The organism is uncultured Dokdonia sp., from assembly GCF_947492815.1.
In the GTDB taxonomy this organism is placed as follows: Bacteria; Bacteroidota; Bacteroidia; order Flavobacteriales; family Flavobacteriaceae; genus Dokdonia.
Window position 1 is genome coordinate 171905 of record NZ_CANLOB010000006.1, and the last position, 21660, is coordinate 193564.

Below are 21660 nucleotides of genomic sequence, written 5' to 3' on the forward strand. Positions count from 1 at the left end.
CATAAAATATTTTTTGTACAGTATAATTAATTATTCTTTAATTATCTTTTCTGTCACTACCTCTTCATTAGATACTCCATATCCTTTTATAATATAAATCCCTCTTTTTAAACCAGAAAGATCAAACTCCATAATATCATTATTTTTTAAATCTTCTAATGTATCATTCGAATATACAATACGATTAAATAGGTCATAAACAACCACTTTAGAAATTGTATGATCTGTATTTCCTATCTTTTTTAAAGCAATTATTGAAGTCACTTTAGTAGGATATACTTTATACATAATTGACTCGGCTTGACGAATTTCTACAGGATCAGTAGTATCTGTAAATCCAGGTGGGTCACATATAGTATCAATTGTCAACGCTGGATCAATCACTAATAAAGCATTTCCATCAGAATTAGGTTCTAACAGAGAATCTTCTTCTATCAATATGCGGTTTTTAGCTACAACATTTAACGTTGACCCTTCTGTAAACTCTTGATTGCGAATTTCTATTTTCTCAGAAACTCCCTTAAATTCAAAATCCCAACGTGTGAATTTTTGATTTTCTAAATAGGCAGTTTCAGTAGGATCTAATAGATCATTGACAAGTTTAACCGATCTTCCAGTATGAAGACCTCCTGACCCATATCTATTTATCCATAATGATGATTGATGTGCAGGAAGATCTCCCACATAAGTAGATGTAATTTTAAGTATAGATTCTACTTCTTCAAAACTTAAACATTGATTTAAATCTAACATTAAACCAATAGTGCCAGACACTTGGGGAGTAGCCGGAGATGTAAAAAAACTTTCTTCCCCAATAAATGCTGAATTAGGATCTGTATCCCCATTAAATACATTTCTCAAATAAGTACCATATGAAAACATCCCTCCTCCAGGTGCATTGATATCAATAGCATCATTACGAGTAGATGCACTAGTAGGGTTTATATCTGTCGTATTAATAAATTCTACGGGATTAGTTTCATTAATATCTACCCACAATTTTACACCAATATAGTTTTTGACATTCCGAATTGTATAAAAATTTCCATCTGGAACAGCATCTTCAATTAAGGGCACTTCTTTTTTGTGTCCTATACCACCTACAGAAATTACATGATCATAAGAAGCGGGATACATATAAGGCTGAGGTACTTCTGGTGTTGGGAGTATCCAGGTATTAGCTGCTGCGGCAACTATAATTGTTCCATTATTATAAATTTCATTAACAACCATCTCATGCGTCTCACAAAAACCAGAAAAGTTATACCAACTACAATTAATAACTCTGGCTCCTGCATTAGAAACAGCTAATAATGAATCAAAACTACTTGACCCCCATCCAACTGCATATATAGGGCAATCATAACAAACCCCTGCTAAGCCATTTTCATTATCACCTTGTCCAGCCATTCGCATACCTACTCCATACCCATGGGGGTTTCCAGTACTTAAATTACCAGGCAAACTATAAAAAGTTGTTGTTTTATCAACGAATTCTGGATCATCATCAGTTAAACCATTATTATTAATAAGAATTTGGGCATCAGAAAGACCTAATATAATATCTGGACTACCTGTTGTATAATACCAAGCTTCTGGTACTCCTATAAAATCAAATTCAGGAATTCCCACATCAATTCCTAAATTAATTACTGGAGAAGTAGCTCCATAATCATCTGGATAAAATGTATTAAATATACTAATAGGTTGATTAGATGCAAAAGGGGGATTATTATTTCCTTTGTCGTTAGATGATACATAATAGTTTGATCCATTTTCAGCTAAAATATCATCACCTACTTGGCCATTATACTCCCCAAAACTGAATAAGTGTGATGCAAATTGTAAAAATTGCGTGTGTATATCTGATGAGTTACTTTCGACATACCAAGTTTGCAATAATGCAGATTGTGTAGAATTATAAAAAGCTCTTTCAAATACATAAATATCATTATTATCAAATACTTTTTTAAGTCCTCTATCTGTTCCATTATACGTTAGTTTCCCTTTAACAAGTGTTAAACTTGGATTAAAGTTTTGACTAGTAGCTCTTACATAAAATCTATGATTTTGTGCTTGTATACACAAACTACAAAACATAAAACATAGTAAGAACATAATAAATTTATATATTCTCATTATGACTTTATTTTAAGTTCTAATGCCGCTACTTTTTTAGCTAACACTTCAAGTGTTTTGGCTAATTCTTCCTTCTCTTCTTTGATCTCTTGAATTTCTTCTTCTTTTTCAAGTAAGTATAACGTAAGTTCTTCTACTTTTTCCATCAATATTCTATCCATCATTCCCAAATCAAGTCCTTCATTTTCGATTTCTTCTGCACTAGGAACATTTTTTAGATGTCCATTATCTTTAATAAACTGAGCAACTTCTTCTAAAGATGGTAAGGTATACTCAGGTAAGAAAACATAATCTGGCCATCCATCTAAATCTACTTTTACTGATCGTGCATGAATACGTCCATTCACTTCTAATTTATCAGTAGGATCATTCTTCCCAATACCAATATTTCCATCTACCGTAATCACCATACGTTCCGTTTCATTTCCAAATCCTCCTGTGGCGAAAATAGTACTTCCATACCCTACATTTGTAAATAATAGCCTACCTGTACTCCCTGCGGCTGCTCTTAAAATAACATCTTCTGATTGAGCCAGAGAAGAATAATTACCATTATTCCTAGCTACCGCTAATTCCACCCAATTCCCAGAACCTAGAATATCATTATCTGTGCTCACTCTTAGTGCTGATCCTCCAAGACCATTCCTATTAACATGTAATTGATTATTTGGTGCAGGTGAGGTTGTTCCTATTCCTACATTCCCTGTGCTAGGCCAAGGCGATGTATTTTGAGATATAATTGAATTAGAGAAACAAAAAGAAAATAAAGTTAAAATTGATAGTAATGTTGTTTTCATGTTAAAAAAATTAAGTTATCTTTAAAAATACACTATAATTAACTATAAATCAAATATTTACATTTATTTGACAATTATTTAAAATTCTTATTAATAAACTTAATAAATTAGCCTGTTATAATCTACTTTTAAAAGTCTACAATGAAAAAGTTGCCCAACTTAACACCTATACGTTTCTTTTTAGCAACTTTTGTTTTATTATTTCACGTACCTCAATTATCAAAGAATCAAGGCTTACCTTACTTTAATAACCTTCCTATGTTTCATAGAGGTACAGAAGCGGTCTACATGTTTTTTGTATTAAGTGGGTTCTTAATCATACGGTTAATTTATAAAGAGAAGCAACGAGATAGTTTTTCTATAAGGAAGTTTTATATACGAAGAATTTTAAGAATCCTCCCACTATACTATTTCATAGTATTATTTGGATTCTTATTTTATCAGTTTTTACTTCCTTTATTAAATATACCCTATGAAAACAATTATGATCTTTCTACAGGTCTAGCATTGACAGTATTCTTTTTACCTAATGTTTTTGCAAGTTATCAACCTGGTGGTGTCTTAGAAGTCCTTTGGTCTATTGGTATTGAAGAACAATTCTATCTTATTATTGCACCATTACTTTATTTTCTAAACAAGAAAAAAATCCTACTTGTTTTATCTGGAATTTTCTTTAGTTACATAATCATTTATCACACAAAAGATTTTTATACATTAAGGAAATATCATTTTATCTATTTTTTTATGCTTAGTGGAGGTATCATGGCGATCTTAGAGGAAAAAGAAAAGCTTGATTTTTTGAAAAAGATTAGATTGATTCCAATCATAATAATAACTTGTACTTTTCTCTTTTTCTTTACAGATCTATTTTTAATAGATCATAAGTTTCTATACAATGGTATTACCTGTATACTATTCACATTATTCATATATACTGTAAGTCATCTGAATTTTAATATTGAAATTAAAAGTAAGCTACTAAATCATTTAGGAAATATATCCTATGGTATATATATGTATCACATTATTGCTTTAAACATTATTGTTTTCATTTTTTTAAAAATCCAAAAGATGAATATCATTTCTGATACTGTGTCTATTATCTTATTAAATATATCTACATTAGTATTAACGATTCTGATATCCCATATATCCTATACATATTTTGAGAGTTACTTCTTAAAAATTAAAAATAAATACCGCATTAAATAACCGCTTATAGTATTCCATGTACAACACCCTAAAAAAAATAGCAAAATCAATACTGCCTACTTCATTCCTCACGAAGCATGAAGTATTGTTTCGTAAACTATTTTTATTCCAATACCGTGGGAGTACGTATACCTGTAATGTTTGTAATACACATCTTAAAAAGTTTATTCCATTAGGCAAAAGAGATCTATTATGTCCTATTTGTGGTAGTAGAAGCAGGTCTAGAAGGCTATATCATCTATTACAAACCAATGACCTACTATCTGGAAGTATAGTACATTTCTCGCCTCCTAGAACCTTATACCGTTCTTTTAAAAAAAGAACTGACATCCACTATATCGCTACCGATTTTGAAGATGAATTCATAGCAGATCATTCTTATGACATTACAGACATAAAACTTCCAGACAACTCGCAAGATGTTATTATTTGTTATCACGTATTAGAACATATCATTGAGGATCTAAAAGCTATGAACGAATTATACCGTATCCTAAAACCCAATGGAGTCTGTCTTATCCAGACACCTTTTAAAGAAGGAGATATCTATGAAGATGATAGTATCACTTCAGAAGCAGAACGACTCAAAGCATTTGGTCAAAAAGATCACGTCCGTATATATTCTTTAAATGGATTGAATCAAAGATTACAATCTGTTAACTTCAATACAGAAATTATTGCATTTCAAGCCATTGAAAATCATCAAAATGGTTGGCTTTCAGAACATGTCATCAAAGCAACGAAATAGGATTCCCATTTTACTTTTTAAGACATCAATAATATCTAGATGAATATCGTATTTTCGTAATTCATCATGCTTTCTATTTTAGTCCCAACATATAACTATAATATTTACTCGCTCATTGCTACTATTCATGAGCAACTAGAAACAATAGCCGTTCCTTTTGAAATTATTGTTTCTGATGATCAATCATCCTTGTATACGGAAGAAAATAAAAAAGTTAATATACTCTCTCATACAAAGTACCTATTTCAAAAACAAAACCTAGGACGTACTAAAAATCGTGAGGTATTAGCCACGACAGCCACTTATGATTGGTTACTCTTTTTAGATGCAGATGTAGTACCTGCTACTTCCTCTTTTATTCAAAACTATATAGATGAATTACATCAAGATATCGATGTCATTTATGGAGGCGTTTCTTATCAAGAAAAATCACCCAACTCAAGTACGTATTTACGCTGGTATTATGGAAAACATCGAGAATCGCAATCTATTAAAAAAAGATTACAACAGCCTTGTTTTATTATTTCTCAAAACTTATTAATTAAGAAAGACTTTTTCCTAAAAGCCAATATTAGTACCGAAAATAGATACGGACTTGACAATCTCTTTTCGCATCAGTTAAAAGTTCTCAATGCACGTATTAAACATATAAACAATCCTATTATACACCTAGGATTAGAAGAAAATACAGTATTTCTAAAAAAAACCTTAGAAGCTGTAGAAACTACGGTATATTACGAGCAAAAAAAACTCATGGAATGCACACTTAGCAACTTACAAAAGAGCTATTGTCTTCTTGAAAAAAGAAAAATAACTGGGTTATTTCTAAGATTAGTTACTCCATTTAAAAAACGAATTGAAAAGAAATTATTGAGTTCCTCTCCTTCACTATTTTTATTTGATATATACAAATTACATCACTATGCAAGTTTAAAAAAACGTGTAGATGCCTAAATTCTCGGTAGTCATATCTGTTTACAATAAAGGAGACTTTATAAAGAACACCTTGCAAAGTGTGTTGGCACAATCTGTAGAAGATTATGAAATCATTATTGTAAACGACGCTTCTTCAGATCATAGTGAAAAAACCATACAAACTGTAGTAAGCGATAAGATTACGTATCACGCTTTCTCAGAAAACAAAGGAGCTGCGGCCACGCGTAATAAAGGTATTGCACTTGCCTCTGGAACGTACATTGCTCTATTAGACGGTGATGATATTTGGGATATAGAGTATCTTGAAGAAATCAATACGTTAATAGAAAAATTTCCAGATCATCAGGTATTTGCAACCGCTATTACAATAGAGGAACACGATGGGAAACGCCCTTCCCAATACACATTCTCAAATCCAGAAAATGCAGCACACCTATCCCTCAATTATTTTGAATCGAGTTACAAAAACACCTTATTAACTAGTAGTTCTACCGTAATTAAAAAGACCATATTTGATCATATAGGCACCTATGACACTTCTATTAAAAGTGGACAGGATACTGACTTATGGATTCGTGTAGGCATCCACTACCCTATTGCATTTAGTACGAGATCATGTGCTTCATATACCTACGCACCTATAAGTTTATATAAAAGTATTCGCTCTGTAAAACACAGACCTAACTTTGTTGCATATGAAACTATAGAAAAAGAAAACAAGGCGCTAAAGAAGTTTTTAGATCTCAATCGATTCTCACTTGTTATCAGAGCAAAACATTGGAATGAACCTAAAGAAGCGCAGTTTTTTATAGATCGCATCGACCCAAAAAGCCTATCAAAAAAGCAACTAAAATTACTGAATGCTCCAGCCTTTATCATTAAATTACTTTTTGGCATAAAGAGAATCTTAGAAAAACTAGGAATTCGTCTAGGTGTCTATTAAGGAAGCTTTAAACGTATCATAAGTACGTATATAATCTTCTTCTTCATATTCATGTGAAGCGAGTACCAAGCAAACAGCACCAGAAGAAAAATTTTCTAACTCACGCCATATCCCTGTAGGAATCAGTAAACCTTTATTGGGTTTATTAAGCGTCACTCGTTTTTTAGAAGTCCCATCATCTAGCACCACTTCAAAACTACCGCTTAGCGCCACTAAAAACTCCATACACTCTTTATGAGAATGACCTCCTCGGTACGCATCACTCGGCACATCATATAAGTAATAGACACGTTGTACTTCATATGGAAGTGTATCTTTTTCTATCACTGCCAGATTGCCACGAGGATCTGTAATTTTAGGAATTTCTATGAGTTTGATGTTGTCTACCATTTATCTACGTTCTTCTCCAGATACTAAGAGTTGTTTATATTTTTTAATTCCTGAATAAGCTGTTTTTGCTTTCGCGAAAGCGTACTTAGCCTTAATAATCCTATTTCTAACTAAAAAGAAAACATACTTCATCACCCAAAGATAGCCCCAAATTCCATAACATTTATACGCTAATGCACCTCTAAGATATAAAAGTCGGTCGCTTCCTAAATCTTGCCCAGAACTTACATCAGGATGTGTGAGAATAGGCCTTGGAATAAAATAAGCGGGAAGTTTTGCTTTCATTACATTGCGCATAAACACATACTCATTGGCCCCACTGAAGGTTGCACCCAATCCAAAATGAGGATTATACAACACATTATTTTCTAATAAAACATCTTTTTTGAAACTAATCACCACACCATTTACCGTTTTATAGGAGGTATTGGTATGATGCGTTACAGCTGGATATTTTCTAAATAAGCTACCATTAGCTTTCTGTAACTGAAACGTAACTACTGCAGCATCTGGGTACGTTTCATATCCGCCAAAGATGATTTGCTTTAAATTGGACACATACAACACATCATCATCTGCAACGAGACATATCTCGCCTATAGCATTTTTGATGGCCATATTTCGACTTTGTGGCAAGCCTCTTTCTTCTGTATTTATCACGCGTACATGAGCGTGTGAAGAGTGAAGTTGTCGTTTAGCATCCGTTTGATTAACAATCAAAATAGAATAGCTACTATAATCACCATCAGGAAACATGGCATCCAAAAACGAAAGATCCGATCGAAACATCGTAGAAATTAAAATTTCAAAAGGAACAGTATCGGGTTTCATCTAGTGGATTATAGTATATTTGATATCTCTCATTATGAAGATACTCTTAATTGGCGAATATAGTCGTTTTCACAATTCTTTAAAAGAAGGGTTAACTGCTTTAGGGCATCACGTAACCCTTGTGGGAACAGGTGACAATTTTAAAAAATTTCCTGTAGATATTGCCATTGCTCCCGTTTGGAGTACCTCAAACTGGACGATTAATAAAATACGTCATCTAGTTTATAAGCTTACTAAAGTTGACCTCGCATTGATAGAGACTGGAGTTAAATTTTGGAAACAAAGAGAGCACATGAAAGGCTATGATGTTGTACAATTTATTAACTCATGGAGCATCCGAACAACCATTGCTAAAGAAAAAAAATGCATCACTTTTTTAGAGCAACACAACAAGACGCTGTTTCTATCTGCCTGTGGCACAGACACTCCTTGGATAGAGAGTTTACTTAAAGAGAACGTAGTCCCTTATCATATCCTTACACCGTATCAAAAAGACACCTCTTTAAAAAGGTATTATGCCAATGCTTTAAAGTATACGACTCAAAAGCATAAAGAACTCTATGCGTTTATAGAAAGTAAAGTCAATGCCATTATCCCTACCGATATGGATTATTATCTAGGGCTACAAGGACACGAGAAAGCTACCACATTGATTCCTACACCTATTAATCTTAGTAAACTAGACCGTAAAACAATTCCCAATCAAGATAAAATAGTCCTCTTTCACGGAATTAATCGAGCAAATTATATAAAGAAAGGAAATGATGTATTTGAAGCAGCTTTAGAAATTGTCATGACAAAATACCCTTCAAAAATAGAAGTCATTACTGTCGAGTCTCTACCTTATACAGAATATATCAAAGCCTATGACAAAGCACATATTCTACTAGATCAAGTATATTCTCACGATCAAGGGTATAATGCATTAGAAGCGATGGCAAAAGGAAAGGTAGTATTTACAGGTGCTGGCACACATTTTAAGAAACATTACCAATTAGATCATACAGTAGCCATAGACGCTACACCAGACCCAGAGCAAATTGCTTCTGAGCTAGAACAATTAATTCTACACCCAGAACGCATCACCGAAATTGGTAAAAACGCGAAGGTATTTGTAGAAAAGTATCACGACCATATTGCCATTGCTCAAAAGTATCTTGATATTTGGAAGCATTCTTAACTAAGACTACTTCACCAAAAGGTTATCTAAAATAGGCTGCTCTCCCTCCCAGTCACGTTTTACCTCGGTTTGCAGTAATTTTGCTGGCACACCACCTATCACTATATACTTTCCTAAATCTGTATAATCCTTATTACACAAAGAATTAGAACCTAATGTGGTATGATCAGGTGTCTTGGTTCCTTTCATAATTGTAGAACGATTTCCAATCCAGTTATAATTACCCAACTCTATAGGTGCCGTAATAGGTCTCTTAGTATTCGTTTTCATATCAATCAATTGATGAAAAATAGAATCTAATAACTGTGTTTCATATGCAATACGCACATAATTCCCTATAACAATACGTTCTTTGCATATAAGCTGAGATCTTGCCCCTAAACAAGAAAAAGTACCCATTTCACAGTAGGCATCGTATCCCACATGAAAATATACATCTCTCCCAAAATGCACATACCCTTTAAAAACAACAGTTCCTGCAATAACAACCTCTCCTAATCCACAAGAACGTTTTTGAACCTCAAAAGGATGTCCAAAACCAATCATCCCTTTTTGAATAGGAGCATCTATAATCACTTTTCCGCTAATATTGGTAAGTTTATAATTTCCGTATATAAACACAGGCAACTTCATTGCTGTTTTAAAAGGAAACTTCTTGAAATTAAAATAATAGGTTTTGATCCAATTCACATACCAAAACGCTTTCCAGCGTTTGCGTAATTTTCGTAAAGGGCTCAGTACACTCATTATTATTTTTTCCTTTTTAAAATCGTATCAAGCAACGATCTAAATCCAATTTTGGTATCTAATAATCGAAATGAATATAACGAAGAAATTACAATTAAACAGATAAGTACTCCATATTTAAATAACGCATCTTCAATATAAGTAGCACCAAATGCAGCAACACACAATACCAAACATAGTAAAAACACAGGATAAAATCCAGCTTTCATTTTAAAACCATATCGATAGTAGGTAAGTATGCGTACGCCCAAATAATGAATGATAAAATACACCAACAAACTAATTCCGATACCCTCTAATCCCCAATAGTAATACCCTATCACATTCAGAGTAAGTAGTATGCTATTAAAAAAGACAGCTGTTTTTGTAAAGAGCTTAGCATCTCCTTTAGCAATAATCACATATCCCATAGACCAAGAAACGGCTTTAAATACCATTCCTAAAATCCCCCAACGAACTAACGAAACGGAGGGTTCAAACGCCGAAGAATACAACAAGCTAATCAATAAAGGTGCAAACGCAATAAATACAATCACAATAGGTGTTATTAATAAAACAGCAATAAAAGCTTGTTCAAAAACAGTTTTAACGACTGCTTTTATATCATTACAAACAGCAGCAAGTCTAGGATAATAATCGGTAGACATGGCATTAAAAATGAGTCCAACATAACTGTTTAGAATAGCGATTCCAGCCCCATAAAATCCTGCTTCTATTTCGCCACCTTCCGCACGAACAAATACTAAAATAAGATAGGCAACTACCAACCCGATAATGCTACTAAAACTCAAAGCAAGGCCTAATTTGATCATCGGTTTACCTTCGGAAAAAACAGTAGCATTCGTTACTGAAGTATGCGCTTTGACCGTTCGTTTGGCAAAGAAATAAGCAAATAGAAATACAAAACCAGAAGTTGCTACAATGGCAGGCAAAATCCCATCGAGTGCTAAATAGTAATACAACGGAATCGTAACAATAAGTCCAGCTATTGAGCCATAAATATTTGCTTTGGCGAGAAATGCTAACTTCCGGAGTCCTTGCAAAACAGCAAAATTACTCATCGCCAATTGATTAAACACCACTGCGAGTCCTAACCACATAAAGGTATAGGTATATTCGTATGAGTCAAATGTAAATTTGCTTAAAACACCCGAAAAAACAATCGTAAAAATAGCTCCTATAATCGCAGTGATCCATACCAAACGTTTGAGAATGGCAATCATTCGGTACGCTTGTGTTTCATCACCTTGTTTATATTGAGACGAAATCTCTTTCACAGCACTTTTATCAAGTCCTAATTGTGTAGCTGTTGTAATGAGTTGTAATGGACGTGTTAACAGATTAGAAATTCCCACACCCTCTGGTCCGAGTAAGGTTGCCATTACCTTTGATCGGATCACAGTCACCAAAATACGAAGTACTTGCACACCGCCAAATAGTGAAGTTGCCTTCATCACTTGTTGATATGACTTCTTCTCGTCTTCCAATTAGTAGTTATTTAATATTGAAATCACCTGTGATACCATTTCCTTAGTCATTACAGGATTCAAAGGAATGCTCACCACTTCATCATGAATTTGCGTTGTTACTGGGAACGATAAGTGATTATAGTCTTTCAATGCTTCTTGCTGATGTGGTGGCACTGGATAATGTATAATCGTACCTACACCATTCATTTTTAAATAGTCACAAAGATGCGCTCTCGTTTTACAACGTATCACAAAGAGATGAAACACATGATCTTCGCTACCATTCCAAGAAGGAAGCGTAATTTTAGGGTTCTTAATTTCGTTTATATAACGTGTTGCAATCGCTCTTCGTTGTGTATTGGAAGCATCTAAATTTCGTAATTTAATACGTAAAAACGAAGCTTGCACTTCATCTAGACGCGAATTCAAACCTTCGTAGGCACTTACATACCGTTCTTTAAATCCGTAATTGCGATACGATCTTAAGACTTCCGTAAGAGCTTTATCATTTGTAGTAATAGCACCTCCATCACCTAAAGCACCTAAATTTTTGGTGGGATAGAAACTAAACCCAGAAGCATCTCCTAAACTGCCACTTCGTTTTCCCTGAGAGGTTTTGGCTCCATGTGATTGCGCCGAATCTGTAACGATTAATACATTGTTTGCTTTCGCGAAAGCGGACACCGCCTCCATATCTGTTAATTGCCCATACAAATGCGTAGGCATCACTACTTTGGTTTTTGCTGTAACCTTCTGCTGAAGATCTTCAAAGTCAAAATTATAAGTCTTTAAATCAGCTTCTACTAATACCGGGACTAATCCTGCCTGGCGAATGCCTAAAATGGTAGCGATATACGTATTGGAAGCGACTAATACCTCATCGCCTTCCGAGAGTTTTCCTAATATTTTATAACCTTCTAGAATCAATCGAAGCGCATCCAGTCCGTTGGCAGTTCCTATACAATAGGTTGTACCGCAATAGGCCGCAAATTCCTCTTCAAAAAGACGTACTTCATCCCCAAGGATATACCATCCTTTCTCAAGGAAAGCTTTAAACTTCTCTTGAAACTCGGTGTCATAGGGTGCATTTAAAGCACGTAGATCTAAAAATGGCATCATAGGAATACGTCGTTTAAAAGGTGATGGTTTGTTGTCTCAATCTCATAAAACCGATGTACATAGGTACGTGCACCAAAACATTCCTTCCAGTATGAAAGTCCTTTGTTGAGTTTAGTGCCTTGTTGCTCATTAGAGATTCCAAAATCAAAATACCAAGTATCTGCAAAGGTTTTGGTAATCAATTCTTGAAAAAGAAAATCTAAGGCTCCTAATTCCTGTTTCTGTTCATTAGCAGAAATGTATTGTACGTGTGCTGTTGTTTTTGTTTGAAAAATTGTTGCACCAGCAACAATCTGATCTTCTTTATAGACATTGAATTGTCTGATATGTTTAGGAAATTTCGCTTGAAGCGAACTGATCTCTTCTAGGGTATGCGTTGGTTTAGCTGCATGTCGTTTTTCTAGATTGGGCAACAAAATCTCATTCCAGAAAGGTTCGAAATCTTGTGTTTCCTCGATACGCAATCCTTGCTTCTGTGCTTTCTTTACGCCTCCTATTCGATTGGATTGGATTGATAATCGGTTACGATAGTCAATCACAGAAGCGGTATCAACACGTGTACAACGTGCTTGTACTAACTGTAGGACATACGCCATTTCTTCTGAAGGCAATGTACTATAAAACGAAGGCAATTCCTTAAGATGTAATGTGGTGATTCCTTGATTGTATAAATGCTTCAAGAGTGTCTGACACACTTCAATGACATCAACTAACTTGATTTTAGGAGATAACACCAATCCGCCATAGGTAAGACCTTGATGACTATGTACTCTTTGATCTACCTTATTGGCAGGTAATACCGCTACAAGTTTCGATCCTTTGTACACCAGTAATGAGTGATCCATAAACCGATCCTTGTGATACTCCATAAAATCCCTGTGAAATAAGAAGGTGGCATTTTTCGCGAAAGCGATAAAATCATTCCACACTGCACGATGGGATGCTTGGTACTGCTGTACGGTATATGGCGTAGTATTCTTTATAATAATGGTTTTGGTTACTTAGTGTATTGTATAGATAACGACAGAATTGCAACTATCGTTTACAAGCCTGTAATTATCTCTGCTAAGATATAAAAACGAGATAGGTTTTTGTTAAGAATAGGATGTTTAGAATCAAGATCGCTACGCTTCAAGAATCAAGACTAAGAATTCATGTTTTTTGTCCGTTCGAGCGCAGTAGAGAACCTATGAATTTATAAACTTAATATAGCTCTCGACTGCGCTCGAGCAGACAGGAGCCACTCTATACGCTTTCGCGAAAGCGTATAAAGAAACAAATAAACGTAAGAGTTCCTTCTCCCTTGGGGAGAAGGCTAGTGCCTGTGCTGAACTCGTTTCAGTAATGAGGGAACAAAAAATCCCCGTTTGAAAACAAACGAGGATTTCTATAATTTAAAAATAAGCACTCTTTTTTATATTCCCTCATTCCTGTTTCTCCCAGAGGGAGAAATGATATAAGGTAGGTATACTTACTTTTTAGTTTCTAAACTTATACAATCTTATTACGCTTACGGTCTACTTCTTTTAAGTATACTTTACGCAAACGTAAGTGATTTGGTGTCACCTCAACATATTCATCTTTCTGAATGTATTCTAAGGCTTCTTCTAAAGAAAACTTGATCGCAGGAACAATCTTTGCTTTATCATCAGCTCCTGAAGAACGTACGTTAGAAAGCTTTTTTGTCTTAGTAATATTTACGGTCATATCATCCTGACGGCTATTTTCTCCAATCACCTGACCTTCATAAATATCTTCTCCCGGATCTACAAAGAATTTCCCTCTATCTTGTAACTTATCGATAGAATAAGGAATTGCATTTCCGTTTTCCATAGATACTAAAGAACCATTGATACGTCCAGGAATATCTCCTTTAAGCGGTTGGTATTCTTTAAAGCGGTGTGCCATAATCGCCTCTCCAGCTGTTGCTGTCAATAACTGATTACGTAAACCGATAATACCACGAGAAGGAACGATAAATTCGATAATCATACGATCTCCTTTGGCTTCCATAGAAAGCATCTCTCCTTTACGAAGCGATACAAATTCTACTGCTTTACCAGATACATGCTCTGGAAGGTCAATGGTAAGCTCTTCTACAGGCTCACATTTGACACCATCTATTTCTTTAATGATTACTTGTGGCTGACCAATCTGTAATTCATATCCTTCACGACGCATTGTCTCGATCAATACAGATAAGTGCATTACTCCACGACCGTATACCATAAACTTATCAGCACTATCAGTCTCTTCTACACGAAGTGCTAAGTTCTTTTCTAATTCTTTTGTTAAACGATCTTTAATATGACGAGAGGTTACAAATTTTCCGTCTTTTCCAAAGAACGGCGAATCGTTAATTGAAAATAACATACTCATGGTTGGCTCATCGATAGCAATTGTAGCCAGTCCTTCTGGATTTTCAATATCGGCAACGGTATCACCAATTTCAAATCCTTCTAGTCCAACAATCGCACAGATATCACCTGCTTGTACGCTTTGTACTTTCTTACGTCCTAAACCATCAAACGTATGTAATTCTTTAATACGTGTTTTCTTAATCGCTCCATCACGCTTCACTAAAGAAACTTGCATTCCTTCTTTTAATTCACCACGCGTTAAACGTCCTATCGCAATACGTCCTGTAAATGAAGAGAAATCTAAAGATGTGATTAACATCTGAGTATTTCCTTCTTCAATTTTTGGTACAGGTACATTATTCATCACCATTTCTAATAATGGCTCGATAGAATCTGTTGGATTTTCCCAATCATCACTCATCCAGTTGTGCTTTGCACTACCGTATACGGTTGGAAAATCTAACTGCCACTCCTCTGCTCCTAATTCAAACATGAGGTCAAATACCTTCTCATGTACTTCTTCTGGGGTACAGTTTTCTTTATCTACTTTATTGATAACTACACAAGGCTTTAACCCAAGGCTAATTGCTTTCTGTAATACAAAACGCGTTTGTGGCATCGGTCCTTCAAAAGCATCTACGAGTAGACATACTCCATCTGCCATATTTAATACACGCTCTACTTCCCCTCCAAAATCGGCGTGACCAGGCGTATCAATGATATTGATCTTAGTCCCTTTATAGTTTACCGATACATTTTTAGAAGTAATGGTAATTCCACGTTCACGTTCTAAGTCATTATTATCAAGGATGAGTTCTCCTTTAGATTCGTTTTCACGAAAAAGTTCACAGTGATACATAATCTTGTCTACCAAGGTAGTCTTACCGTGGTCTACGTGTGCAATAATGGCGATGTTTCTAATATCCATAACGAATGCCCGAGTGAACGGGATCTTTTTAATTAAGTGCCTAGTTATAAAACGACCTGTTTGACGAGCCCGTTTTTGGCGGTGCAAAAGTACTCTTTTTTAATGGATAAATGAGTGTATGTATTGGAATATTGAAATGATAACGTTTTCGTAGCATTAGAGAGGGTTTCTGAGGTGTGGTGAAAGCGTGGGTTTGAGGGAGCTTTATGGTGGTAAATGTGAGAGTGTTTTTCTGGTGAAAGGATTGATTTTTTGCTTGCGCGAAAAAATAGGACATAGGACTATAGGACGTAAGACGTAGGACTCGTTTTCTTGGGGAGCGTCTTAGGTTTGTATCTCGGGATTACTATTAATATTTCTTTTTCCGCTTTCGCGAAAACTTTCTCAGGAGCATTTTAACTAGATTTACGGGTTTCCGTAAGGTGGAATGTTTTAGAATGGGTAGGTTTCATTCTAATTACAAACGTTTATAAGTATTTGAAGTCGTTTGTATACGTTACAAATCATAACCTCTAGACATACAAAATAGCTATATAACAGCAAATTACAAGTGTGTTTGTTAAAGATTTAACTACATTTGAAAGGAAATAATCGAATATAGAGTTATCATACAGGTAATGATATATACTAGTTACCTGCAAGCTGAAAAGCCAACCACACAGTCAAGCACATTTCATTTTTTTCGTGCCTCAAAAAATAAAAAGAGCTTGCCTTTTTCCAACGCTCGACACTCATATTCAGAAAAAATATTTATATTAGCCAAATATTGTCAAGTCAAAAATAGGCTTATGAAAAATATTGGAGATACTTTACGTGCATTAAGAGAATCAAAAGGACTTCTTCTTAGGGAAGTTGGAGCGGAATTGTCGCTTGACCCAACTCTTCTCAGTAAAATCGAGCGAAATGACCGAATGCCAACAAAAGAACAAGTTAAAGCACTTTCTGAATTTTATGAAGATAAAAAAAACGAAGTTGTTATAGCTTGGCTTAGTGACAAACTTGTTTATGAAGTCCAAGATGAAGATTTGGGTTTACTTGCAATGAAAGTTGCCGAAAAGAAAATAGAATACATAAAAACTCAAAAGAGCTAATGAACATTACAAAAAATACAGCCAAAAATAAAACAGAACTCTTAAAATACTTTAGAGATAGGTCGAGTGAATTTATTGCCGAGGTCAATAAAGAATATGGAAATACCGAATTTAAAAAAAAAGCAAAAAGGTTAAATACCCTACTTGTTAGAGCTCGAAATACCATAATAGAGATAATAGAACAAAAAGGAAAGAAAGATAGCTGGTCTAATCAAGAAATTCTTGAATGTGTTTTAATGGTTACATACTGCAATTATGTAGTAATGCTCGAAGTTAGACATTCAGTTTGGCCTTATGAATATATGGCTTTTTCAAGAAGAATTGGAGAATTATGGGAACCGTTCTGCAAATTAGCATTTGAATATCCAATTAATGATTTAGAATTATTTGTTCCACCACTTTTCGCAGATGTTAAAAAACAATTAGCTGATGAAGTTCAAGAATACATAAACAACTTAGATATTTCAGCGGAGCAAAAAACACAACTTAATAAATACTACGATAAAGTTTGGAGTCTGGTTATGTCAGGCGAAATTCAACTTGAATTAGATTTACACTTCATCTTTGAAGGTAAAAAATACGTAGTAGATTTCAAAAGTGGTTTTGGTTCTAATGAAAAAGGTAATGTAAACAGACTTCTTCTTGTTGCAAGTATTTATCATAATCTTGAAGATGATTACGAACCTCTGATTTTTGTTAGAGCAACTGAAAACAATAACTATTTTAATACCCTAAAGAACTCTAAAACTTGGAGTGCTTTCTCGGGAGCAGAAACTTATGGAGAACTTCATAAATATTCAGGATTTGATATTAGTTCTTGGATTGCTGAAAATATAAATTGGACTGACGATTTAGATAGTGATTTTGTAAAACACCTTGACGATAACGACTTAACTCAATACTTAACTTGGTAAATTATGATTAGTGAACAAAGAATATTTCAAGCATATTATACCAAGTCTGAACCAATCGTTTCATATATGGTTGAGTTACTAGATTTAAACGGAACAGAAACCATTTTTGAACCGTGTGCAGGAGATGGTGTTTTTATTGACCCAATTTTAGATAAATATCAGGACATAAAAATAGATGCATTTGAACTGAACGAAAAGGCTTGTGATACTTTGAATTCAAAATATCAAGATTTAGAAAACATATCTGTTAAACAAACCGATACGCTAACAGATTTAGATTTAGAGTTTTTATGTTCTATGGGTGGAAAATATGATGCAGTTATTGCTAACCCACCTTATGGAGCTTGGAGAAACACATTAGACAGAGCTACCTTAAAGAAAAGGTTTAACGGATTTTATGCAAAAGAAAGTTACTCGCTTTTTCTTTATAGAAGTATCGAATCGTTAAATGAAGGTGGAAAATTAGTTTTTATTATTCCTGATACATATTTGAACTTAAATATGCACAAGGATATTAGAAAATATATACTTTCAACAACCAAAATAAAAGAGATAGCTTTATTTCCATCCTCATACTTCCCTGGAGTTAATTTTGGCTATGCAAATTTGTCAATCATTTCCCTAGAGAAATCCAGCAACTACAAATTAAACATAGAAAACACATTCAAAATCATTAAAGATTATGAAAGTGTCGATGAATTAGGTAACAATAATTTAAAACACTTAACAAAACTAAAAATTCAACAAAAGGATGTTTTAAATAATGATGGTTACATATTTCTAACAAATGCTAATCCTGATGTTTCGGCTTGTATAAAACAAGTCAAAACTAGCATTGGAGATATTTGTGATTGTGCAACTGGCTTTTATTCTGGAAATGATAAGGATAGATTAAAAGTTCTTAGCAAGGAAATTCGCAATTCAAAGAGATATGATGAAGTCGACCAAGAAAAGATTACTTACGATTGTAGTTCAATACCTTTAAACGGAATTGAAAATGAAAAGATATATGTCCCGATTGTTAAAGGTGGTAATGTAAAATATTACAAAGCTGATAATTGGTTTATGGAATGGTCAAGCGACTTGGTTAGTTTTTATAAGAAAGATAAGAAAGCTCGTTATCAGAATTCTTCTTTCTATTTTAAAAAAGGAATAGCTGTGCCAATGGTCAGTTCGAGTTCAATAACTGGAGCTATAATTGAAAACAGACTTTTTGACCAGTCAATAGTGGGTATTTTTCCAAAAAAAGAGGAATTAATACATTATTTGCTTGCATTCTTTAATTCACCAACTTGTAATAAATTAATCAGAACAATAAATCCTTCAACGAACAACTCATCCAATTATATAAAACGTATTCCTTTTTTAGAACCAAGCATTAAACAAGAAAAAACTATAACCGAAAACATTAAGCAAATTATTGAACAAGTTAAAATTTCAGGGGATTATGACTCGAACCTTGAAATGGAGAATAACAAAATGATTGAAAAACTGTACGGATTTTAGCCAACGCTTAAAGCCATACACATTTGCAATTCGCTACTGCCTATGCTACGCCAAAAATTGCAAAAGAGTATGTCTTTGCCAACGCTAGCAAGTTTGCGAAAAAAAGCCAGCAGGTAACAATGTATAAAAATAATAGCGGTTTAATCGCTAAAACAAAAGTAAGTGAATATAAAAAAGGTCTGTGTTTAACCGAAAAATTAGTATGTGAAAATCCGCTACTATTCTTATACTAGACCGTTGTGCAACATTAGATGAAATCTGAAATCAAAATATCGGACTTCCTAAAAACTGGAAAATTTGGAACTGTGGAAATTAATGATTCTATTAAAACGGTTATTGAAAAACTTGGAGAACCAGACGGAGACATTAATGTATCCAAACCTAATAAAGGAATTCATTACAGCATGTATGAACTGATTTTTAGCAATGACAAACTTGAATCAATTCAAAACGATAGATTTGACCCTGAATACCCTGAATTGACAGAATTTGAAAACGATAAATTTAAACTCAATTCAGAGTTTTTAAAAGCAGATAGAATTAAGAGATTGGGTGAAATAGAATCTGAACTTGATAAATTAAATATTGAATATAATATTATTGATTATTGGGATAGAAAAGCAATTAAGACAGTTGGAGATGTTGTAATTGATTTCAATGATGAGGTTTGGTCTGATAATCAAAATGAATTTATAAAAATCGAGAATATGAAGGATTATGAACTAATTGGAATTAGATACTATCCTAAATTATGAATAAAAACGTTGCACAACAAAGTGTAAAAATGCATTAAAACGCATTTTACACGAACCGTTGTGCATAATTAAAAAAACAGAAAATGAAAAAAATATTATTCTTAATTTCTTTTGTATTTATATCTACTAACTTAATTGCTCAAGAATCAGATTTAATTACTGGAAATTGGGTTTTTGCCAAAGCTCTTAATGAAAATATAGATCCAGCTGGATTAGCTTATATGAAAGCAGAAATAATTGGAAAATGGAAAATCAATCTAAAATCTGATGGAAAATTTGACACATCTATGATGGGAGAGAAAACGAGCGGAACTTGGACATTCAACTCTACGTCAAACTCTATAATTCTTTTAGGTATAGAAAGAGGTCCACAAGAATTTAAAATTTTAAAGTCTACTCAAAATGAACTTGCTTTAAAACTCGGATTAGGAGAATTTTTATTGACAAGAATTTAAGACTAAAAAAATATGACTTAATAGTAATGGAGATTAGTAAAATAATTGACTTTTGGAAAAACTCTACTGTAAAATTAAATCAAGGTGTTGAACTCTCTGAAATAATTAAACTGGAAAATTATCTTGATTTTGAATTCCCTAAAACTTTTAGACAATTTTACTCAAATATAAATGGGTTTAAAGATTCTGACTGGAATGAACATATGTTTTCAATCTTTCCATTAGAGCGAATCAAAGAAGAATATGAAGAATCGGCAAATAACGATTTTATACCCTTTTGTGATTATCTAATAAACAGTCATCAAATCGGATTTTATAGGAAAACTAAAGGTATTTATATAAATTACGAAAATATTCTCGGAGATTTAAATGATAAAGTAGCTGATGATTTTGAAACATCAATGATTGAAATTATGACTAATTCAGAAAAAATATACTGACAAAAAAACTATGCACAACAAGGTGTATAAAACATAGCTAATAAGTGTTTAAACGAAAGGTTTATGTATATTTAGAAAGTCCGTCAAATTTTTAATTTGGCTTTAAAAAAAAAAAAAATTAAAAACAAAATATAAAAATTTGGCTCTGTGTTAATCCGAAAGTTAGTGTCTTTTTACACGCTACGTTTCATACACAAGTCCGTTATATTTTATTAAAAAACATTGATAATATAAATGATAGCAGAATTACTAAAAACTTATAGTATTAATGAGTGGGACTATTTTAATATCAATGAAAAAGTTTTAAGAGATCATCACAAGTGGATTAATATAAATTTCCCATTAGTTGATTTAAATTATCCTTGGGCAATTAGAAACGATATTCAAAGATTATTTCATTTATGTATTTCATTCAAATCTAAAAATGAAGTGTTGGGTTGGATTAATGACAATTTGGATATAAAGCCTAATGAAGTCCATTTAAAATTAATAGATTCTTTTTGCTACTCTAAAGTTATAACAAATAATAAATTAGATATTGCAATTGATAAAAGTGATGACTTCTTATTATTAAACTTTATTCACTCAACTCTTGAAAGAGCATTATTATGGTATGATCCAGATGTAGGCTTCCCCTTTTTAGGACACCTTAAAATTCGACAAATAATTATTATTTAGTTCAGGTTTGATGAAGAATTTA

At 33.5% G+C, this 21660-nt stretch carries 22 protein-coding genes; 13 read left to right on the forward strand and 9 right to left on the reverse strand.

Going from position 1 to position 21660, the window contains the following annotated elements:
• Nucleotides 1-30: 30 nt before the first annotated feature.
• Together Q1A01_RS08635 and Q1A01_RS08640 are read right to left on the reverse strand one after the other, a co-directional pair.
• Nucleotides 31-2139 (reverse strand): S8 family serine peptidase, encoded by a 2109-nt coding sequence (locus Q1A01_RS08635; protein ID WP_299678976.1) that lies wholly within the window; start codon nucleotides 2137-2139, stop codon nucleotides 31-33.
• On the reverse strand, nucleotides 2139-2936 hold the full coding sequence (locus Q1A01_RS08640) for a hypothetical protein (protein WP_299678979.1): 798 nt from the start codon (nucleotides 2934-2936) through the stop codon (nucleotides 2139-2141). The genes Q1A01_RS08635 and Q1A01_RS08640 overlap by 1 nt, the downstream gene beginning before the upstream one ends.
• A 141-nt stretch (nucleotides 2937-3077) precedes the next feature.
• On the opposite strand from Q1A01_RS08640, the gene Q1A01_RS08645 reads away from it, so the two are divergent.
• The 4 genes from Q1A01_RS08645 (at nucleotide 3078) to Q1A01_RS08660 (ending at nucleotide 6775) form a co-directional block, all read left to right on the forward strand.
• On the forward strand, nucleotides 3078-4148 hold the full coding sequence (locus Q1A01_RS08645; protein ID WP_299678982.1) for an acyltransferase: 1071 nt from the start codon (nucleotides 3078-3080) through the stop codon (nucleotides 4146-4148).
• A 16-nt stretch (nucleotides 4149-4164) separates the two neighbouring features.
• Nucleotides 4165-4896 carry a methyltransferase domain-containing protein gene (locus tag Q1A01_RS08650; RefSeq protein WP_299678985.1) on the forward strand — a complete coding sequence of 244 codons (732 nt, stop codon included), beginning with the start codon at nucleotides 4165-4167 and terminating at the stop codon, nucleotides 4894-4896.
• 66 nt (nucleotides 4897-4962) lie between these two features.
• Nucleotides 4963-5850, forward strand: coding sequence for a glycosyltransferase (locus Q1A01_RS08655; RefSeq protein ID WP_299678988.1), 888 nt, complete (start codon nucleotides 4963-4965; stop codon nucleotides 5848-5850).
• A complete protein-coding gene (locus Q1A01_RS08660; RefSeq protein WP_299678990.1) occupies nucleotides 5843-6775 on the forward strand; it encodes a glycosyltransferase family 2 protein in 933 nt (310 codons plus the stop codon). The genes Q1A01_RS08655 and Q1A01_RS08660 overlap by 8 nt, the downstream gene beginning before the upstream one ends.
• On the opposite strand, the gene Q1A01_RS08665 is transcribed toward Q1A01_RS08660, so the two are convergent.
• Together Q1A01_RS08665 and Q1A01_RS08670 are read right to left on the reverse strand one after the other, a co-directional pair.
• Nucleotides 6761-7165: an FdtA/QdtA family cupin domain-containing protein gene (locus Q1A01_RS08665; RefSeq protein WP_299678992.1), complete on the reverse strand. Its 405-nt coding sequence runs from the start codon at nucleotides 7163-7165 to the stop codon at nucleotides 6761-6763. The genes Q1A01_RS08660 and Q1A01_RS08665 overlap by 15 nt on opposite strands.
• Nucleotides 7166-7996, reverse strand: a complete 831-nt coding sequence (locus Q1A01_RS08670) for a glycosyltransferase family 2 protein (RefSeq protein WP_299678995.1) — start codon at nucleotides 7994-7996, stop codon at nucleotides 7166-7168. It lies immediately after the preceding gene.
• A gap of 34 nt (nucleotides 7997-8030) precedes the next feature.
• Between Q1A01_RS08670 and Q1A01_RS08675 the strand changes: the two genes are divergently transcribed.
• Nucleotides 8031-9176: a glycosyltransferase gene (locus tag Q1A01_RS08675; protein ID WP_299678998.1), complete on the forward strand. Its 1146-nt coding sequence runs from the start codon at nucleotides 8031-8033 to the stop codon at nucleotides 9174-9176.
• Nucleotides 9177-9182: 6 nt separating this feature from the next.
• On the opposite strand, the gene Q1A01_RS08680 is transcribed toward Q1A01_RS08675, so the two are convergent.
• The 5 genes from Q1A01_RS08680 to typA form a co-directional block, all read right to left on the reverse strand.
• Nucleotides 9183-9923, reverse strand: a complete 741-nt coding sequence (locus Q1A01_RS08680; RefSeq protein WP_299679001.1) for a transferase — start codon at nucleotides 9921-9923, stop codon at nucleotides 9183-9185.
• 2 nt (nucleotides 9924-9925) lie between these two features.
• The gene (locus Q1A01_RS08685; RefSeq protein WP_299679004.1) at nucleotides 9926-11410 is read right to left on the reverse strand and encodes an O-antigen translocase; all 1485 of its coding nucleotides are present in this window, start codon (nucleotides 11408-11410) and stop codon (nucleotides 9926-9928) included.
• Nucleotides 11411-12511 (reverse strand): DegT/DnrJ/EryC1/StrS family aminotransferase, encoded by a 1101-nt coding sequence (locus Q1A01_RS08690; protein WP_299679007.1) that lies wholly within the window; start codon nucleotides 12509-12511, stop codon nucleotides 11411-11413. It abuts the gene before it with no gap.
• A complete protein-coding gene (locus Q1A01_RS08695) occupies nucleotides 12508-13440 on the reverse strand; it encodes a GNAT family N-acetyltransferase (protein ID WP_299679010.1) in 933 nt (310 codons plus the stop codon). The genes Q1A01_RS08690 and Q1A01_RS08695 overlap by 4 nt, the downstream gene beginning before the upstream one ends.
• Before the next feature lie 562 nt (nucleotides 13441-14002).
• A complete protein-coding gene (gene typA, locus Q1A01_RS08700) occupies nucleotides 14003-15799 on the reverse strand; it encodes a translational GTPase TypA (protein WP_299679013.1) in 1797 nt (598 codons plus the stop codon).
• A 788-nt stretch (nucleotides 15800-16587) separates the two neighbouring features.
• Here typA and Q1A01_RS08705 point away from each other — a divergent pair.
• The 8 genes from Q1A01_RS08705 (at nucleotide 16588) to Q1A01_RS08740 (ending at nucleotide 21638) form a co-directional block, all read left to right on the forward strand.
• Nucleotides 16588-16890 (forward strand): helix-turn-helix transcriptional regulator, encoded by a 303-nt coding sequence (locus Q1A01_RS08705; protein WP_299679016.1) that lies wholly within the window; start codon nucleotides 16588-16590, stop codon nucleotides 16888-16890.
• Nucleotides 16890-17804, forward strand: a complete 915-nt coding sequence (locus Q1A01_RS08710) for a hypothetical protein (protein WP_299679019.1) — start codon at nucleotides 16890-16892, stop codon at nucleotides 17802-17804. The genes Q1A01_RS08705 and Q1A01_RS08710 overlap by 1 nt, the downstream gene beginning before the upstream one ends.
• A 3-nt stretch (nucleotides 17805-17807) precedes the next feature.
• Nucleotides 17808-19310 (forward strand): N-6 DNA methylase, encoded by a 1503-nt coding sequence (locus Q1A01_RS08715; RefSeq protein ID WP_299679022.1) that lies wholly within the window; start codon nucleotides 17808-17810, stop codon nucleotides 19308-19310.
• A gap of 23 nt (nucleotides 19311-19333) precedes the next feature.
• A complete protein-coding gene (locus Q1A01_RS08720; RefSeq protein WP_299679025.1) occupies nucleotides 19334-19543 on the forward strand; it encodes a hypothetical protein in 210 nt (69 codons plus the stop codon).
• A gap of 18 nt (nucleotides 19544-19561) precedes the next feature.
• Nucleotides 19562-20065: a hypothetical protein gene (locus Q1A01_RS08725; protein WP_299679028.1), complete on the forward strand. Its 504-nt coding sequence runs from the start codon at nucleotides 19562-19564 to the stop codon at nucleotides 20063-20065.
• An 83-nt stretch (nucleotides 20066-20148) separates the two neighbouring features.
• Nucleotides 20149-20520 (forward strand): DUF4923 family protein, encoded by a 372-nt coding sequence (locus Q1A01_RS08730; protein WP_299679031.1) that lies wholly within the window; start codon nucleotides 20149-20151, stop codon nucleotides 20518-20520.
• A gap of 26 nt (nucleotides 20521-20546) precedes the next feature.
• The gene (locus tag Q1A01_RS08735) at nucleotides 20547-20960 is read left to right on the forward strand and encodes an SMI1/KNR4 family protein (RefSeq protein ID WP_299679034.1); all 414 of its coding nucleotides are present in this window, start codon (nucleotides 20547-20549) and stop codon (nucleotides 20958-20960) included.
• A 234-nt stretch (nucleotides 20961-21194) separates the two neighbouring features.
• On the forward strand, nucleotides 21195-21638 hold the full coding sequence (locus Q1A01_RS08740; protein WP_299679037.1) for a hypothetical protein: 444 nt from the start codon (nucleotides 21195-21197) through the stop codon (nucleotides 21636-21638).
• Nucleotides 21639-21660 lie beyond the last annotated feature (22 nt).

Coding starts and splice junctions, on each gene's coding strand:
- Q1A01_RS08635 (WP_299678976.1), bottom strand. CDS start 2,139: ATGAGAATATATAAATTTATTATGTTCTTACTATGTTTTATGTTTTGT.
- Q1A01_RS08640 (WP_299678979.1), bottom strand. CDS start 2,936: ATGAAAACAACATTACTATCAATTTTAACTTTATTTTCTTTTTGTTTC.
- Q1A01_RS08645 (WP_299678982.1), top strand. CDS start 3,078: ATGAAAAAGTTGCCCAACTTAACACCTATACGTTTCTTTTTAGCAACT.
- Q1A01_RS08650 (WP_299678985.1), top strand. CDS start 4,165: ATGTACAACACCCTAAAAAAAATAGCAAAATCAATACTGCCTACTTCA.
- Q1A01_RS08655 (WP_299678988.1), top strand. CDS start 4,963: ATGCTTTCTATTTTAGTCCCAACATATAACTATAATATTTACTCGCTC.
- Q1A01_RS08660 (WP_299678990.1), top strand. CDS start 5,843: ATGCCTAAATTCTCGGTAGTCATATCTGTTTACAATAAAGGAGACTTT.
- Q1A01_RS08665 (WP_299678992.1), bottom strand. CDS start 7,165: ATGGTAGACAACATCAAACTCATAGAAATTCCTAAAATTACAGATCCT.
- Q1A01_RS08670 (WP_299678995.1), bottom strand. CDS start 7,996: ATGAAACCCGATACTGTTCCTTTTGAAATTTTAATTTCTACGATGTTT.
- Q1A01_RS08675 (WP_299678998.1), top strand. CDS start 8,031: ATGAAGATACTCTTAATTGGCGAATATAGTCGTTTTCACAATTCTTTA.
- Q1A01_RS08680 (WP_299679001.1), bottom strand. CDS start 9,923: ATGAGTGTACTGAGCCCTTTACGAAAATTACGCAAACGCTGGAAAGCG.
- Q1A01_RS08690 (WP_299679007.1), bottom strand. CDS start 12,511: ATGATGCCATTTTTAGATCTACGTGCTTTAAATGCACCCTATGACACC.
- typA (WP_299679013.1), bottom strand. CDS start 15,799: ATGGATATTAGAAACATCGCCATTATTGCACACGTAGACCACGGTAAG.
- Q1A01_RS08705 (WP_299679016.1), top strand. CDS start 16,588: ATGAAAAATATTGGAGATACTTTACGTGCATTAAGAGAATCAAAAGGA.
- Q1A01_RS08710 (WP_299679019.1), top strand. CDS start 16,890: ATGAACATTACAAAAAATACAGCCAAAAATAAAACAGAACTCTTAAAA.
- Q1A01_RS08715 (WP_299679022.1), top strand. CDS start 17,808: ATGATTAGTGAACAAAGAATATTTCAAGCATATTATACCAAGTCTGAA.
- Q1A01_RS08725 (WP_299679028.1), top strand. CDS start 19,562: ATGAAATCTGAAATCAAAATATCGGACTTCCTAAAAACTGGAAAATTT.
- Q1A01_RS08730 (WP_299679031.1), top strand. CDS start 20,149: ATGAAAAAAATATTATTCTTAATTTCTTTTGTATTTATATCTACTAAC.
- Q1A01_RS08735 (WP_299679034.1), top strand. CDS start 20,547: ATGGAGATTAGTAAAATAATTGACTTTTGGAAAAACTCTACTGTAAAA.
- Q1A01_RS08740 (WP_299679037.1), top strand. CDS start 21,195: ATGATAGCAGAATTACTAAAAACTTATAGTATTAATGAGTGGGACTAT.